This is a genomic window from Variovorax jilinensis (genome assembly GCF_030316885.1).
Classification (GTDB): domain Bacteria; phylum Pseudomonadota; class Gammaproteobacteria; order Burkholderiales; family Burkholderiaceae_C; genus Variovorax; species Variovorax jilinensis.
This window is the reverse complement of the sequence record NZ_JASZYQ010000003.1, coordinates 610,547-624,866: the sequence shown is the minus strand read 5'-3', so window position 1 is coordinate 624,866 and position 14,320 is coordinate 610,547. Positions and strand designations below refer to the sequence as shown.

Annotated in this window: 11 protein-coding genes; 6 read left to right on the top strand and 5 right to left on the bottom strand. The window is 67.2% G+C overall.

Annotated elements, in window-relative coordinates; genetic code table 11:
• Positions 1-7: 7 nt before the first annotated feature.
• Both QTH87_RS14520 and QTH87_RS14515 read right to left on the bottom strand, forming a co-directional pair.
• Positions 8-640, bottom strand: coding sequence for a response regulator transcription factor (locus tag QTH87_RS14520; RefSeq protein ID WP_286609969.1), 633 nt, complete (start codon positions 638-640; stop codon positions 8-10).
• Positions 637-3,174, bottom strand: coding sequence for a PAS domain-containing sensor histidine kinase (locus QTH87_RS14515; RefSeq protein WP_286609968.1), 2,538 nt, complete (start codon positions 3,172-3,174; stop codon positions 637-639). The genes QTH87_RS14520 and QTH87_RS14515 overlap by 4 nt, the downstream gene beginning before the upstream one ends.
• 239 nt (positions 3,175-3,413) lie before the next feature.
• Between QTH87_RS14515 and aceE the strand changes: the two genes are divergently transcribed.
• From aceE to lpdA, 4 genes are all read left to right on the top strand, one after another.
• Entirely contained in the window at positions 3,414-6,128 is a 2,715-nt protein-coding gene (gene aceE, locus QTH87_RS14510) for a pyruvate dehydrogenase (acetyl-transferring), homodimeric type (protein ID WP_286609966.1), read from the top strand.
• Between the two features lie 37 nt (positions 6,129-6,165).
• The gene (aceF, locus tag QTH87_RS14505; protein ID WP_286609964.1) at positions 6,166-7,851 is read left to right on the top strand and encodes a dihydrolipoyllysine-residue acetyltransferase; all 1,686 of its coding nucleotides are present in this window, start codon (positions 6,166-6,168) and stop codon (positions 7,849-7,851) included.
• Positions 7,852-7,924: 73 nt separating this feature from the next.
• Positions 7,925-8,515 (top strand): MFS transporter, encoded by a 591-nt coding sequence (locus tag QTH87_RS14500; RefSeq protein ID WP_286609963.1) that lies wholly within the window; start codon positions 7,925-7,927, stop codon positions 8,513-8,515.
• Positions 8,512-10,359: a dihydrolipoyl dehydrogenase gene (lpdA, locus tag QTH87_RS14495; RefSeq protein WP_286609961.1), complete on the top strand. Its 1,848-nt coding sequence runs from the start codon at positions 8,512-8,514 to the stop codon at positions 10,357-10,359. The genes QTH87_RS14500 and lpdA overlap by 4 nt, the downstream gene beginning before the upstream one ends.
• A 91-nt stretch (positions 10,360-10,450) precedes the next feature.
• Here the strand turns inward: lpdA and QTH87_RS14490 are convergent, their stop codons facing one another.
• A complete protein-coding gene (locus QTH87_RS14490) occupies positions 10,451-11,017 on the bottom strand; it encodes a C40 family peptidase (protein ID WP_286609959.1) in 567 nt (188 codons plus the stop codon).
• 225 nt (positions 11,018-11,242) lie between these two features.
• Between QTH87_RS14490 and QTH87_RS14485 the strand changes: the two genes are divergently transcribed.
• Positions 11,243-12,361: a PQQ-dependent sugar dehydrogenase gene (locus QTH87_RS14485; protein ID WP_286609957.1), complete on the top strand. Its 1,119-nt coding sequence runs from the start codon at positions 11,243-11,245 to the stop codon at positions 12,359-12,361.
• Between the two features lie 137 nt (positions 12,362-12,498).
• Positions 12,499-13,101 carry an isochorismatase family protein gene (locus tag QTH87_RS14480; RefSeq protein ID WP_286609955.1) on the top strand — a complete coding sequence of 201 codons (603 nt, stop codon included), beginning with the start codon at positions 12,499-12,501 and terminating at the stop codon, positions 13,099-13,101.
• A 19-nt stretch (positions 13,102-13,120) separates the two neighbouring features.
• Here the strand turns inward: QTH87_RS14480 and QTH87_RS14475 are convergent, their stop codons facing one another.
• Both QTH87_RS14475 and QTH87_RS14470 read right to left on the bottom strand, forming a co-directional pair.
• The gene (locus QTH87_RS14475; protein WP_286609953.1) at positions 13,121-13,516 is read right to left on the bottom strand and encodes a hypothetical protein; all 396 of its coding nucleotides are present in this window, start codon (positions 13,514-13,516) and stop codon (positions 13,121-13,123) included.
• Between the two features lie 227 nt (positions 13,517-13,743).
• Positions 13,744-14,304, bottom strand: a complete 561-nt coding sequence (locus QTH87_RS14470) for a GAF domain-containing protein (protein ID WP_286609952.1) — start codon at positions 14,302-14,304, stop codon at positions 13,744-13,746.
• Positions 14,305-14,320 lie beyond the last annotated feature (16 nt).

Below are 14,320 nucleotides of genomic sequence, written 5' to 3'. Positions count from 1 at the left end.
CCGGCAATCAGGCCTTGGCTGCCGCCGCTGCCTGTCCGAGTGCGATCTTGAGCAGGTCGGCCACGGTGTTGGCGTTGAGCTTTTCCATGATGTTGGCGCGGTGCGCCTCCACCGTCTTGATGCTGATGCCGAGGTCGTCGGCGATCTGCTTGTTGAGGCGGCCGGCGACGATTCGCTCGAGCACCTGGGCCTCGCGGCCCGTGAGCTTGGACAGCAGCGCGTCGCGGCTGGCCGACTGCTGGTGCTGGGCGAAGGCGCCGCGCGCGTGTTCGAGCATGCGCTCGACCAGGGTCACGAGGGCTTCGTCGTTGAAGGGCTTCTGGATGAAATCCATCGCGCCCTTCTTCATCGAGTCGACCGCCATCGGCACGTCGCCGTGGCCCGTGATGACCACGATCGGCAGCGGCGAGCGGCGCTCGATCAGGCGGTCCTGCAGTTCGATGCCGGACATGCCGCCCATGCGGATGTCGACGATCAGGCAGGCCACCTCGCGCGGGTCGTAGCGCGACAGGAAGGACTCGGCCGAATCGAAGCAGCGGACGCGGTAGTCCTTGCCTTCGAGCAGCCATTGCAACGAATCGCGGACCGCTTCGTCGTCGTCGACGACGTAGACCGTGCCCTTCTTGGGAATCAAACTCATGCAGGTACTTTCGCCTCGTTGCTTGCTATGGAATCAATAGCGTCCAACACCGGTATCCAGAAGGAGAAACGGCAGCCGACGATATCGGGGCCATTGTAGATGTTCTCCGCCTGCATCCGGCCCCGGTGCGACTCGACGATGGTGCGGCACAGGTTGAGCCCGATTCCCATGCCTTCGGGCTTGGTCGAGAAGAAGGCTTCATAGAGCCGGTCCATGACTTCGGGCGCCAGGCCCATGCCGGTGTCCTGCACCGAGAACTCGACCGCCGGCTGGCCGTCGATCAGCTTGGGCAGCACGCGCAGCTCGACGCTCCGACGCGCCAGCGGGCGGTTGGCGAGGTCGATCGACTCGGCCGCGTTCTTGAGCAGGTTGACCATCACCTGCTCGATGAGGATCGGGTCGACCCGCAGCACCGGCAGCCGCGCCGCCACGTAGTGGTTGAGCCGCACGTTGCGGCGCCGCAGCTCGATGCCGGCCAGCTCGACCGCCTCGCCGACCATGGTCGAGACCTCGGCCGGCGTGCGGTTCGGCTCGCTGCGCTTCACGAAGGAGCGGATGCGCTGGATGATCTGGCCCGCGCGCTGCGCCTGCTTGGAGGTCTTCTCGAGCGCAGAGAGCAGCGCTTCGGTGTCGATGTTCTGGCCCTTGATGCGCGAGACCATGCCGTTGCAGTAGTTGGTGATCGCGGTCAGCGGCTGGTTGAGCTCGTGTGCCACGCTCGACGCCATCTCGCCCATCGTGATCAGCCGGCTGGCGGCATGGGCCCGGTCGGCCTGGGCCGCCGCCAGATCCTCGGCATCGCGCCGCGGCGTGATGTCGGTCGCGATCACCAGCTGCGCGAGCCGGCCGTCGACCCAGGTGAGATAGCGCGAGCGCACCTCGAGCCACTTGCCGAGCTCGGGCACGAAGATCTCGTTGTTGGCCGGCTGGGCCGTCGTCAGCTGGTCGATCGGCAGGCCGGCGAAGGAGTCGACGTCGTCGAGCTCCTCGTCGCGCGCCTGGGTGGCCGGCACGCCGGCCTGCGCCACCATGCCGAGATGGCCGACCGTGTCCGAGCCGAACCAGAGCCGGTAGAGCTTGTTGGCGAACAGCAGCTCCTCGCTGCCGAGCGGGGCCACCGACACCGAGGCATCGAGCGCCTCGAGCACGGTGGTGAAGCGCTCGTACGAAGCGGACAGCTGCTCGCGGATGCGCGTCGGCTCGGTGATGTCCGTCATCGAGGTCATCCAGCCGGTCTGGTGGCCGCGGGCGTCGATCAGGGGCGAGACGTACAGGCGCGCGTTGAAGACGCTGCCGTTGCGGCGCTTGACGCGCACCTGGAAGCCGCCGGGCAGGGCGCGGCCGTGCAGTTCCTCCTCGAGCCGCTCGTTCATGACCTCGCGGTCGGACTCGAGCCAGTAGGGGAAGGGCGGCGTCTGGCCGACGAGTTCGTTCTCGCTCCAGCCGGTCATGGCGCAGAAGGCCGCGTTGACGTAGGTGATGCGGCCTTCGAGGTCGAGCACCCGCATGCCGGTGAGCATGGAGTTCTCCATCGCGCGGCGGAAATTGGTCTCGGCCACCAGGGCCTGCTGCGCCTGCAGGCGCCGGCGCGTGTGGCGCCAAGTGCCGATCAGCATCCAGCTCGTGAGCACGCTGAGCGCGCCGACCAGCCAGAACAGTCCGTTGCCGACCACGCCCTGCGACGTGCGGTAGGCCTGGGCCCGCAGCACCAGCGCATTGCCGACGGGCGACACCGGCACCTCGTATTCGTTGGTTCGCGCGGTCCAGGGCTGCAGCCGGTTGGCCGGGGTGCGCGGGCTGGCGACGGTGTTGCCCGCGATCAGTCCGCCCTTGGCATCGAGCAGCGAGACCGCGTAGCGCGCCGAGACCTCGGACGGCATGCCGTAGCGCAGCAGGCCGTCGATCGAGAATTCGCCGAGCAGCATGCCCGCGAACAGGCCCTGGTCGAACAGCGGGATGTAGAGCTGGAGCATCGGCGGCGGATCGCCACCGGCCAGCGGCTGCGAGAACACCGGCTGGCGCAGCTCGCGCGCCAGCGCGTAGTTGCTCTCGATCTCGCCGGGCCGCAGCACCTCGCCGACCGCGTGCTGCTGCGCCGGATGCACGCTCGGCGCTGCATAGCTCGCCTTGAAGCGGCGGCGGTCGTCGATCCAGCTGACCGACTGCAGCTCGGGGAACTGGCTCACCAGCGATTCGGCGCGGCTGCTGAACTCGGCGCCGTCGATCTCCCGGTTGGAGGCGTCGCGCGCCAGGCGCATGAGCTGCTCCTGGCGCTCGAGCAGGCGCAGCCGCACGCGCTGCTGGGCGTATTCGACGTCGCGCTTGACCGATTCCTGGACGCGCTCCACTTCCTCGGCGCGCAGGTACCAGAAGGCCGAGACGATCGCCGCCAGGAACAGCATCACGGCCGCCAGCGGAGCCAGCATGGCGACGGCATCCTGCAGCATCGGCGTCTGGCGCCGCCACCAGCGGCGCAGCCAGGACAGCGGCGACGCGGCGTTGCGGGCAACGGCGATCGGGGAGGAAAGGGGCATCCTCGAAGTTTAGGTGAACGGGCCCGGGCGAAGGGAGGCACACGTGCCCCGTGCCGCCTCAGGGCCGGGTGCGACGCGATGACTCCCCCGCCTGCGGGATCAAACCGGTTTCATTTGAATTTCATATAGAGAAATCAACAAGCACGATTTGAAATCGGCAGAATTCTGTGAGAAACTGCCGCGCGCTGCCACTTCCGGCACTAAATTACTGCCACAACGCCTCAAAAAAGGAGACAAGCATGTCGGCAATTCCCGAGAACCAGTTCGGCGCCGCCGCGAACGACCTGGACGCGCAGGAAACGCGTGAATGGATGGACGCCCTGTCGGCGGTCATCGAGAGCGAGGGGCCGGAGCGTGCCCACTTCCTGCTCGAGCAATTGCTCGAACATGCCCGCCAGAACAGCATCGACAAGCCGTTCTCGGCCAACACGGCCTACGTCAACACCATCGAGACCAACCAGGAAGAGCGTTCTCCGGGCAATGCCGAGATCGAGGAGCGCCTGCGTTCCTACATGCGCTGGAACGCGATGGCGATGGTGGTCAAGGCCAACCGCCACCATCCGCCCGAAGGCGGCGACCTCGGCGGCCACATCGGTTCCTTCGCGTCGCTCGCCAGCATGTTCGGCGCCGGCTTCAACCACTTCTGGCACGCGGAGAGCGAGAACCACGGCGGCGACTGCCTCTACATCCAGGGCCACGTCTCGCCCGGCATCTATGCCCGCGCGTATCTCGAGGGCCGCCTGACCGAAGAGCAGCTGCTCAACTTCCGCCAGGAAGTCGACGGCAAGGGCCTGTCGAGCTACCCGCATCCGAAGCTGATGCCCGAGTTCTGGCAGTTCCCGACCGTATCGATGGGCCTGGGCCCCCTGATGGCGATCTACCAGGCGCGGTTCCTCAAGTACCTGCATGCGCGCGGCATTGCCAACACCGAGAACCGCAAGGTCTGGGTCTTCTGCGGCGACGGCGAGATGGACGAGGTCGAATCGCTGGGCGCGATCAGCCTGGCGGCGCGCGAGAACCTCGACAACCTGGTGTTCGTGATCAACTGCAACCTGCAACGCCTCGACGGCCCGGTGCGGGGCAACGGCAAGATCATCCAGGAGCTCGAAGGCGAATTCCGCGGCTCCGGCTGGAACGTCATCAAGCTGATCTGGGGCAGCAGCTGGGATCCGCTGCTCGCGCGCGACAAGGACGGTGCGCTGCGCAAGATCATGATGGAGACCAATGACGGCGATTACCAGTCGTTCAAGGCCAACGACGGCGCCTACGTGCGCAAGCACTTCTTCGGCCGCGATCCGCGCACGCTCGAGATGGTTGCCAAGATGAGCGACGACGAGATCTGGAACCTGCGCCGTGGTGGCCACGACTCGCAGAAGGTCTATGCCGCGTTCGATGCCGCTGTCAAGCACAAGGGCCAGCCCACGGTGCTGCTCGTGAAGACCGTCAAGGGCTTCGGCATGGGCAAGATCGGTGAAGGCAAGAACACGGTCCACCAGACCAAGAAGCTCGGCGACGACGACATCCGCGCCTTCCGCGACCGCTTCAACATCCCGATTCCGGACAGCCAGATCGCCGACCTCCCGTTCTACAAGCCGGCCGACGACACGCCCGAGATGAAGTATCTGCACGAGCGCCGCAAGGCCCTCGGCGGCTACCTGCCGCATCGCCGCGTCAAGGCCGACGAGAGCTTCACGGTGCCGGCGCTCGAGACCTTCAAGGCGGTGCTCGAGCCGACCGCCGAGGGACGCGAGATCTCGACCACCCAGGCCTACGTGCGCTTTCTCACGCAGCTGCTGCGCGACCAGGCACTGGGCCCGCGCGTGGTTCCGATCCTGGTCGACGAGGCGCGCACCTTCGGCATGGAAGGCCTGTTCCGCCAGATCGGCATCTACAACCCCGCGGGGCAGCAGTACACGCCGGTCGACAAGGACCAGGTCATGTACTACCGCGAGGACAAGGCCGGCCAGATCCTGCAGGAAGGCATCAACGAGGCCGGCGGCATGTCGAGCTGGATCGCGGCGGCCACCTCCTACAGCACCAACAACCGCATCATGGTGCCGTTCTACGTGTACTACTCGATGTTCGGCTTCCAGCGCATCGGCGATCTGGCCTGGGCGGCGGGCGACATGCAGGCACGCGGCTTCCTGCTCGGCGGCACCTCCGGGCGCACCACGCTGAACGGCGAAGGCCTGCAGCACGAGGACGGCCACAGCCACATCCTGGCCAACACCATTCCCAACTGCGTGAGCTACGACCCGACCTTCTCGCACGAGGTCGGCGTGATCCTGCACCACGGCCTGAAGCGGATGGTCGAGCGCCAGGACAACGTCTACTACTACATCACGCTGCTCAACGAGAACTACCCGATGCCCGGCCTGCAGCCCGGCACCGAGGAACAGATCATCAAGGGCATGTACCTGGCCAAGCAGGGCCCGGCGCTCAAGGCCAAGGCGCCCACCGTGCAGCTGCTCGGCAGCGGCACCATCCTGCGCGAGAGCTTCGAGGCCCAGGCGCTGCTCGAGAAGGACTGGGGCGTGAGCGCCTCGGTCTGGAGCTGCCCCAGCTTCAACGAGCTCACGCGCGACGGCCAGGAGGCCGACCGCTGGAACCTGCTGCACCCGACCGATACGCCGCGCGTGCCCTTCGTGTCCCAGCAGCTGGGCGCAAGCAGCGGCCCGGTGGTCGCTTCGACCGACTACATGAAGGCCTACGCCGAGCAGATCCGTCCCTTCATCCCGAAGGGCCGCAACTACAAGGTGCTCGGCACCGACGGCTTCGGCCGCAGCGATTTCCGCGCCAAGCTGCGCGAGCATTTCGAGATCAATCGCCACTACATCGTCGTGGCGGCGCTCAAGGCGCTGGCCGAGGACGGCGTGCTGCCGGCGCAGAAGGTGGCAGACGCGATCAAGAAGTACGGCATCGACGCCGAGAAGATCAACCCGCTCTACGCATAAAAGCAATCAACGGCGCCGGCAAGGCGGGAGACACGATATGGCAACAGTGGAAATCAAGGTGCCGGACATCGGCGACTTCGACGAGGTCGCGGTGATCGAGGTGCTGGTCAAGGTCGGCGACACGGTGAAGGCCGAGCAGTCGCTGATCACGGTGGAGTCGGACAAGGCCTCGATGGAGATTCCGTCGAGCCAGGCCGGCGTGGTCAAGGAGCTCAAGGTCGAGGTGGGCAGCAAGGTCAAGGAGGGCTCGGTGGTGCTGGTGCTCGAAGGCGAGGCCGCGGGCGCAACCGCCGCCCCGGCGCCGGCCCCGGCCACGGCCACGGCTTCTGCGGCCGCACCCCAGGCGGCTGCGCCCGCGCCGGCGGCTGCCGCTGCGGCGGCTCCGGCTGCTGCAGCCGGCCCGATCGAGGTCAAGGTGCCCGACATCGGCGACTTCAAGGACGTCGCGGTGATCGAGGTCCTGGTCAAGCCCGGCGACACGATCAAGGTCGAGCAGTCGCTGATCACGGTCGAGTCGGACAAGGCCTCGATGGAAATTCCGTCCTCGGCCGCGGGCGTGCTCAAGGAGCTCAAGGTCAAGGTCGGCGACACGGTCAACATCGGCGACCTGATCGCGATCGTCGAAGGCAGCGGTGGCGGCGCAGCGGCGCCGGCCCCGGCGCCTGCCCCGGCGGCCGCGGCTGCATCGGCTGCTGCGCCGGCATCGGCGAGCGCCCCGGCGCCTGCTGCTGCGGCCTCGGCACCCGCTGCGGCGGCACCGGCGCACGACCCGACGGTGGCGCCCAGCGGCAAGATGCCGCACGCCTCGCCCTCGGTGCGCAAGTTCGCGCGCGAGCTCGGCGTGCCGCTCGAGGAGGTCAAGGGCAGCGGCCTCAAGGGCCGCATCACCCAGGAAGACGTTCAGGCCTTCACCAAGGCCGTGATGAGCGGCGCCGCTAGCACCAAGGCCGCGGGCGCCACGGCGCCGGCCGGCGGCGGTGGCGGAGAGGCGCTGGGCCTGATCCCATGGCCCAAGGTCGACTTCACGAAGTTCGGCAGCGTCGAGCGCAAGGATCTGTCGCGCATCAAGAAGCTCAGTGGTGCCAACCTGCACCGCAACTGGGTGATGATTCCGCACGTCACCAACAACGACGAGGCCGACATCACCGAGCTCGAGGCCTTCCGCGTCTCCACCAACAAGGAGAACGAGAAGTCGGGCGTCAAGGTGACGATGCTGGCCTTCGTGATCAAGGCGATGGTCTCGGCGCTCAAGAAGTTCCCCGACTTCAACACCAGCCTCGACGGCGACCAGCTGGTCTACAAGAACTACTACAACATCGGCTTCGCGGCGGACACGCCCAACGGGCTGGTGGTGCCCGTGCTCAAGGACGCCGACAAGAAGGGCGTGCTGCAGATCAGCCAGGAGATGGGCGAGCTCGCCAAGAAGGCGCGCGACGGCAAGCTCGGCTCGGCCGACATGCAGGGCGGCTGCATCTCGATCAGCTCGCTGGGCGGCATCGGCGGCACGCACTTCACGCCGATCATCAACGCGCCCGAGGTCGCGATCCTCGGCCTCTCGAAGGGGCAGATGAAGCCGGTGTGGGATGGCAAGCAGTTCGTGCCGCGCCTCACGCTGCCGCTGTCGCTGTCCTACGACCACCGCGTGATCGACGGCGCCTCGGCGGCGCGATTCAACGCCTACCTGGGCCAGGTGCTCGCGGACTTCCGACGCGTGCTGCTATGAACACCCCCGGAGCACCTGCGGCGCTTGCCCCTCGAGGGGGCGGCTCGCCTGGGGCGGCCCGGCGCGAGCCCCTATGACAACTGTCGTGGCCGTCCGCAAGGGCGGCCAGGTCGTGATGTCGGCTGACTCCCTCGTGACCTTCGGCGATACGCGGCTCTCGCACCGCGCCGAGGCGAACAGGAAGCTGTTCATGGTGAACGACGCGGCGGGCCAGAGCATCTTCGCGCTGGCCGGCGCGGCGGCGCACTTCCTGGTGCTTCAGCACGCGCTCGCGGCACAGCCGGCGGAAGCGCTGCGCTTCGGCAGCAAGGACGAGATCTTCCGCACCTTCACGCTGCTGCATCCGGTGCTCAAGGATTCGTTCTTCCTGCAGCCAAAGGAAGACGAGCACGAGCCCTACGAGTCGAGCCAGTTCACGATGCTGCTGGCCAATTCGAGCGGCATCTACGGCATCTACAGCTACCGCGAGGTGTTCGAGTTCAAGCAGTTCTGGAGCATCGGCTCGGGACGCAGCTTCGCGCTCGGTGCCATGCATGCGGTGTATGACAAGGCGCGCTCGGCGCGCGAGGTGGCCGAGGCCGGCGTGGCCGCGGCCTGCGAATTCGATCGCAACTCGGCCGGTCCGGTCGAGACACTCTCACTCAAACTCAAGGTGTCCAAATGAGCGAACTACAAATCAAGGTGCCGGACATCGGCGATTTCGACGAAGTCGCGGTGATCGAGGTGCTGGTCAAGGTCGGCGACACGGTGAAGGCCGAGCAGTCGCTGATCACGGTGGAGTCGGACAAGGCCTCGATGGAAATCCCGTCGTCGCATGCGGGCGTCGTGAAGTCGCTCGCGGTCAAGGTCGGAGACAAGGTCAAGGAAGGCTCGGTCGTGCTGACGCTCGACGCCGCCGAGGGTGCCGCTGCGGCGCCTGCGCCGGCTCCGGCTGCGGCATCGCCCGCCGCTGCAGCTCCTGCGGCGGCAGCACCTTCCGCCAAGCCAGTATCCGCAGCCGCCGCACCCGTCAGCGCGCCTGCGGCGGCTTCCAGCTACACCGGCGCGGTCGACTTCGACTGCGACCTGCTGGTGCTCGGTGCCGGCCCGGGCGGCTACTCGGCCGCGTTCCGGGCTGCCGACCTGGGCCTCAAGGTGATCCTGGTCGAGCGCTACGCGACGCTCGGCGGCGTCTGCCTCAACGTCGGCTGCATCCCGTCGAAGGCGCTGCTGCACGTGGCGGCCGTGATCGACGAGGTCAAGCACTTCGCCGACCTCGGCGTCAGCTACGGGGCGCCGGCGATCGACCGCGCCAAGCTGCTGGGCCGCAAGAACAAGGTGGTCTCCAAGCTCACCGGCGGCCTGGCCGCGATGGCCAAGATGCGCAAGGTCACGACCGTGCGCGGCGTCGGCGAATTCATCGACGCCTTCCACGTGAAGGTGCAGGAAACGAGCGGCAGCGGCCAGGCGACCACCGGCAAGGCGCAGACCGTCAAGTTCCGCCACTGCGTGATCGCCGCGGGCTCGCAGGCCGTGCACCTGCCGTTCATGCCCAAGGACGATCCGCGCGTGGTCGACTCCACCGGCGCGCTCGAGCTCGGCATCGAGCCCAAGCGCATGCTGATCCTCGGCGGCGGCATCATCGGCCTCGAGATGGGCTCGGTGTATTCGACGCTGGGCGCCCGGCTCGACGTGGTCGAGATGCTCGACGGCCTGATGCAGGGCGCCGACCGCGACCTGGTCAAGGTCTGGCAGAAGCTCAACGCGCCGCGCTTCGACAACATCATGCTGAAGACGAAGACGGTCGGCGCCGAGGCCACCAAGGAAGGCATACGCGTGAGCTTCGAAGGCGAGCAGGCGCCCAAGGAGCCTCAGCTGTACGACCTGGTGCTGCAGGCGGTGGGGCGCAGCCCCAACGGCAAGAAGATCGGCGCCGAGAAGGCCGGCATCGCGGTCAGCGACCGCGGCTTCATCCCGGTCGACATCCAGATGCGCACCAACGTGCCGCACATCTTCGCGGTCGGCGACATCGTCGGCCAGCCGATGCTCGAGCACAAGGCGGTGCACGAGGCCCACGTGGCGGCCGAGGTGATCGCGGGCGAGCAGAAGGGCGACCGCGAACTCGCGAGCGCGGCCTTCAATGCGCGCGTGATCCCGAGCGTGGCGTACACCGATCCCGAAGTGGCCTGGGTCGGCCTCACCGAGGATCAGGCGAAGGCCGAGGGCGTGAAGGTAGAGAAGGGCCTGTTCCCGTGGACCGCCTCGGGTCGGGCGATCGCCAACGGCCGTGACGAGGGCTTCACCAAGCTGCTGTTCGATGCCGAGTCGCATCGCATCGTGGGCGGTGGCATCGTCGGCACCCATGCCGGCGACATGATCGGCGAGATCGCGCTGGCGATCGAAATGGGCGCGGATGCCTACGACATCGGCAAGACCATCCATCCGCATCCGACGCTCGGCGAGAGCATCGGCCTCGCGGCCGAGGCGGTGCACGGGCATTGCACCGACCTGCCGCCGGTCAAGCGCTGAGCGCCCGGGCGGCGCCCCAATGAAAAATCCCGCCGAGTGCGGGATTTTTCATGTGTCGGGCTGCCGGCGAAGCGGCCCGTGACCTCGTGGGTCAGTCGCCCGAGACCTTGACCAGATCGTCCTGGGCCGCTGCGACCCGGCGGGCGCCACTGAAGCGGCGTTGCCAGTAGCTGCCGCTCATGTCCTCGACCCGGACCTCTGCGCCGGGCTTCGGCGCATGGATGAACTTGCCTTCGCCGACGTAGATGCCGACGTGGCTGAAGGCGCGCTTCATGGTCTTGAAAAAGACCAGGTCGCCGGGCTTGAGGTCGCTGCGGTCGATCTTCTGCGTGGCGGCGGCCTGTTCCTCGGCGCGGCGCGGCAGCAGGTGGCCGACGGTCTGGTTGTACATGGCGCGCACGAAGCCGCTGCAGTCGAAGCCGGTCTCGGCCGTGTTGCCGCCGCGACGGTACGGTACGCCCAGGAAACCGATGGCGGTCACGACCAGGTCGGAGGTGCGATCGGCGACGGTCTGGCGAACCTGCTGGAACTGGCCCATCAGGCCCTTTTCAGTCATCGCCGTTGTGGAGTGGTGATCGTCTGTCCGATCGAGCTGCTGCGGAGCTGCGTGAGCGGCGAAGGCAAGCAGGAGGCTTGCCGATAGGAGAATTAGACGCATGGCGCGTAGGATATGGACGACACCTTGAGGTGTCAATTTCATGCGAATTCACGATTTTGCCTGTAAATCCTTGTCATTCCTCAGGATTTTTCTTTTCCTCACATTCCCAAATGTAAAAGTCACCGTTATGCGGCATAAGCGCTTTTGCAGATGTAAGAAAAAGGAATTGCAAAGTACGCTAAGTTGGAGCACCCGGCCTCGGCCTGCCACTTCATCCGCCAGCACATGACCGCATCGGTTTCCCGGATCCTCAAGCTCATCCTCATCGGCCTGCTCGTTCACCTGGGCATCGCGACCGCCGCGCCGCGGCCCGAGGTGGTGGCCAGCGGCCTGCAGAACCCTTGGAGCGTGGCTTTCCTGCCCGACGGCCGATTCCTCGTGACCGAGAAGGCGGGCCGCATGCGCATCGTCTCGGCCGACGGCAAGGCTGGCGCTCCACTGGCCGGCCTGCCCGAGATCGCGGCCGGCGGGCAGGGTGGCCTGCTCGACGTGCAACTCGATTCGGACTTCGCGCGCAACCGCACGCTGTACTTCTGCTATTCCGAGCCGGAATCGGGCGGCTCCGGGAACGGCACGGCCCTCGCGCGAGCCCGCCTGTCCGAGGACGGTAGCCGGCTCGAGGGCGTCGGCGTGATCTTCAGCCAGCGGCCCAAGGTCGCGAGCCGCAACCATTTCGGCTGCCGCATCGTCGAGGCGCGCGACGGCACGCTGTTTCTCACTCTGGGCGATCGCTTCAGCCGCAAGGAGGACGCCCAGAAGCTCGACAACCACCTCGGCAAGGTGGTGCGCATCGCCAAGGACGGCAAGGCGCCGCCTGACAACCCCTTCGTCGGCCGGGCCGGCGCGCTGCCCGAGATCTGGAGCTACGGCCACCGCAACGGGCAGGGCGCCACCCTGTCGCCCGACGGCCGGCTTTGGATGCATGAACACGGCCCGCAGGGCGGCGACGAGATCAATGTCCCCCAGCCAGGCCGCAACTACGGCTGGCCGGTCATCACCTACGGCGAGAACTACGGCGGCGGCCGGATCGGCGAGGGCATCACCCGCCGCGAGGGCATGGAGCAGCCGCTGCACTACTGGGTGCCGTCGATCGCCCCTTCCGGCATGGCCTTTCTGACCAGCGACCGCTACGGCCCTGCCTGGAAGGGCAATCTCTTCGTCGGCTCGCTCAAGTTCGGCTACCTCGACCGGATCGAACTGAAGGACGGCAAGGTGGTGGCCGAGCACAAGCTGCTGGAGGATGGCCGCGCCCGCATCCGCGACGTGCGACAGGGCCCGGATGGGCTCATCTACGTGCTCACGGATGAGTCGGACGGGAAGCTGATCCGGCTCCGGCCCGATTGATAGGGCCCCCGCGCTCCCTCCGGAGTGGGCTTGCCCCCGGCCGGGGCCGCGAGGCGCCTTGGGGCGGCCCGGCGCCGGGCTGAGTGCATGGCGGTTCGATTCGGTGGTACGGTTTGGGGTTGCCAAAGAACGAATCCATGCTGCTCGACGCCTCCCAATCCCAATTGCTCCTGGTCGACTACCAGGCCCGCCTGATGCCTGCGATCTTCGAAGACGAAGCGGTGGCGAAGAACGCCGTGCGACTCGCCGAGATGGCGCGCCTGGTCGACGTGCCCATCTGGGGCACCGAGCAGAACCCCTCCAAGCTGGGCGAGAACCTGCCCGCGATTCGCGCGCTGTGCCAGCGCACCCTTGCCAAGATGCACTTCAGCGGCGCGGAGGAAGGCCTGGTCGAGTGGCTGCGTGCGCCTGCCAAGGCACCGCAGGGCAACGCGCGCAGCCTGCCCAAGCACCTGCAGAAGCCGGCTGCGGCCGCCGAGGAGCGCAACACGATCGTGATCGCGGGCTGCGAAGCCCACGTCTGCCTGCTCCAGACCGCACTCGACCTGCTCGAGGACGAGTTCGAAGTCTGGGTCGTGACCGATGCCTGCAGCTCGCGCACCGAACGCAACCGCGACGCGGCCTTCGATCGGCTGGCCGGCGCCGGCGCCGAACTGGTCACCACCGAGATGGTCGGTTTCGAATGGCTCCGCAGCGCGGAGCATCCGCGCTTCCGGGACCTGCAGGCCCTGATTCGCTAGGAACTGCGGCGCGCACCGTTCAGCGCGGCGTGCCGCGGCGCGGGCGCTGCAGATAGGCCCGTCGCACGATCAGCGCGATCGTCTCGACCGGCGTGAAGACCAGCGAGGCGGCCGCGAAAACGGCGCATGCGAAGTCCGCGACGTCGAACACGGCGGGCGATCCGGGCCGCAGCAGGAAATGCGTGATCACCAGCGCGTGGAATGCGAAGAGCAGGAAGTTGGTCGCCACCGCCGCCTTCAGCAAGCGGCTCGAGAACATGGCCGAGCAGATGCCGGCCTGCACCGTGGACACCGCGAGCATCGACATCCCCATCGGGTAGCCGAGCGCGTAGGCCTGCAGGCCGAGGGCGGCCAGCAGCACCGAGACGGCAGCCAGCAGGGCCGACTTGCGGCGTACGGAATTGATGGCAATCACTGGGTGCGGGGCCTTCGCCATGCCCAAGCCGCCGGTCCCGGCTGCGGGAACGGATGCGGGATCTCGAGTTCGGTGTACATGATTTGTCGCGCCGAAGGCCTGGAAGTGCGATCAGCGCAGTCTGGGCGCCTCGGCGGGAAATGTGAATCCGCCATTCGGCGGATCGGCGAGCCGAAGGTGATAGTGCTTCCCCTTTTCGGCGGTGCCTGCCTTGCGCGCAACGCAGATCAATGGGCGGCTGCATCCGGTTCGATGTCGCGGCCTTCGGCCTGCGCGATCAGCCGTGCGGTGGCGTGGGCCGCCATCTCCATGCGCTTGACATCGCGTTCCTGCAGGTGCGGCGCCGCCGTGAAGCTGAAGCCGCACAGGATGCCGTACAGCGTGCCGTCGGCCAGGCGCACCGGCACGCCGATGTGACCGCCGATCAGCCCGTAGTACGCAGGAAGACCGTATCGTTCGCGCACGCTGGCGACGTCGTGCATGACCGAGGGCAGCCGGCCGTCGACGATGCGCTGGCAGATGGTCTCGGCGGTGGGATGGAACTCGCCGGGCTTGATCACGGCATCGTCGGTGCGCGTCGCAATGTGGCGGAACACGCGGTTGCCGTCGACGAATTCGCCCACGAAGACGACCTCGAGTTGCAACTGCTCGCGCACCACGCCCAGCAGGCTGCCGATCGAACGCTCGATCATGCCGCCGGCGCGGGGATCGACGCGAGCCGTGACGGCCGCGATGTGCGCGGCCCAGCCGTCCAGGCTGTCGAGGCCGGTGTCTCCTGCTGAATTCATGGTCATGGATTTTGCT